2 protein-coding genes and 1 pseudogene are annotated in these 1,493 nt (G+C 52.0%); 1 reads left to right on the top strand and 2 read right to left on the bottom strand.

Annotated features, from left to right (window positions below; genetic code table 11):
* Positions 1-501 (top strand): annotated as a pseudogene (locus ACTG34_RS13710) (nodulation protein NodH); the annotation flags it as partial.
* Between the two features lie 4 nt (positions 502-505).
* Here ACTG34_RS13710 and ACTG34_RS13705 read toward each other — a convergent pair.
* Both ACTG34_RS13705 and hpf read right to left on the bottom strand, forming a co-directional pair.
* Entirely contained in the window at positions 506-970 is a 465-nt protein-coding gene (locus tag ACTG34_RS13705) for a PTS sugar transporter subunit IIA (RefSeq protein ID WP_439105426.1), read from the bottom strand.
* Positions 971-1,017: 47 nt separating this feature from the next.
* Positions 1,018-1,493, bottom strand: a 476-nt coding sequence (hpf, locus tag ACTG34_RS13700) for a ribosome hibernation-promoting factor, HPF/YfiA family (RefSeq protein WP_439105425.1), incomplete at its 5' end; no start/stop codon positions are given.

Raw genomic sequence — 1,493 nt, 5'->3', positions numbered from 1 at the left:
ACCGTGATTTCCCACCCTGTTGCGCGGCTACATCGTGCCTTTTGCACCCATATTGTGTCGACGGGCGAAGAGAGTTTTGGTGAGATTCGTGACGTTTTACGGACCACATATAAAGTCGATGTTCCTGCCGATGGCGTCACGGACGGATATTCTAAAGAGCAACACAAGGCGGCTTTTCTGGCGTTCATCGACTTTGTAAAAGGCAACTTGAACGCCCAAACGTCTGTACGTGTGGATCCATCGTGGGCGTCTCAATCTGAAATTATCAAAGGGTTTTCGGAATTTTCGATGCCTGACATGATTGTCCGCGAAGAAACCTTGGAGCGCGATCTCATATGTTTGGCAAGGGCCGTAGGCATTGACCCCACGCCGCCCCTTACCCCCATCGAAGACGACCAACCATTTGGGCTTGCCTCAATTTATGATGATAAAATTGAGCAGGCGGTAAAACAGGCTTATCAACGCGACTATATGATGTTCGGATTTCGCGCTTTCGGATGACCGCTTAGGCGGCTTTGGACGTTGGTCCGGCAGACAGGATGGCGTGTAGCGTTGCTGCCTCTGTATTGGCGCGTAATTTTGCGCAAACGTCGCTGTCGCGCATTGTACGCGACACAAGGGCCAGCGCTTTGAGGTGCTCAACGCCGGAGTTTGCAGGTGCAAACAATGCGAAGATGAGATCGACAGGTTGGCGGTCAACTGCGTCAAAATCCATGGGGGTGTCCAAGCGCACAAAGACACCAACAACACTGCTCAGTCCGTGAATTCGCGCATGTGGCAAGGCCACACCATGACCTACGCCAGTTGGCCCAAGGCTTTCGCGTTCTTGAAGCGCGTCAATAGCATCTCCAACGGATATACCGTAGGTGGCGCATGCAAGATCGCCAAGATCCTGAAAGAGACGTTTCTTGCTGCTCATCTTTCCAACGATCTTGATCGCCTTCGGATTCAACAATTCGGTGATTTCCATAGAAGTTCTTACCCGCCCTTCCCGACCGGTGAGGCGGGTAAGAGTCCTTAAGTCACATTGCTTGGGTCAATCCAGCCGATGTTCCCATCGGTGCGTCGATAAACCACATTAAGTCCGGTCTTTCCTTCATTTTTGAACACCAAAGCGTTCGATCCAGAAATCTCCATTTGCATCACAGCTTCGCCGACCGAGAGGGTTGGAATTTTTGCCTCCATCTCGGCGATAATCATCGGCTGTAAGGATTCGGGTTCCTGCTCATCTTCGTGTTCAGATGCCGCGAGGATATAACTCGAAGCCCCGAAGAGTTCAACCGGCTCCGTGCGTTGCGCGTGGTGGTCTTTCAAACGCCGTTTGTAGCGGCGCAATTGCTTTTCCATTTTCGCGGCGGACGCGTCAAAGGCAGCGTAGATTTCATGGGCATTTGCACGCGCCTGTGTGGTTAGGCCAGTGGAGAGGTGCACAATGATTTCACAGTTGAATTCAGCCCCGCTTTTGGAAAAAATCACGTTCGCATCGGTGGGTC

Origin of the sequence: Celeribacter marinus (genome assembly GCF_965656515.1) — a bacterium.
In the GTDB taxonomy this organism is placed as follows: Bacteria; Pseudomonadota; Alphaproteobacteria; order Rhodobacterales; family Rhodobacteraceae; genus Celeribacter; species Celeribacter marinus_D.
Note: the sequence above shows the minus strand (reverse complement) of the source record. Positions and strands in the feature narration are given on the sequence as shown.

Excerpts from the sequence above, each read along its gene's own strand:
- ACTG34_RS13705 (WP_439105426.1), bottom strand. The coding sequence starts at position 970 with ATGGAAATCACCGAATTGTTGAATCCGAAGGCGATCAAGATCGTTGGA.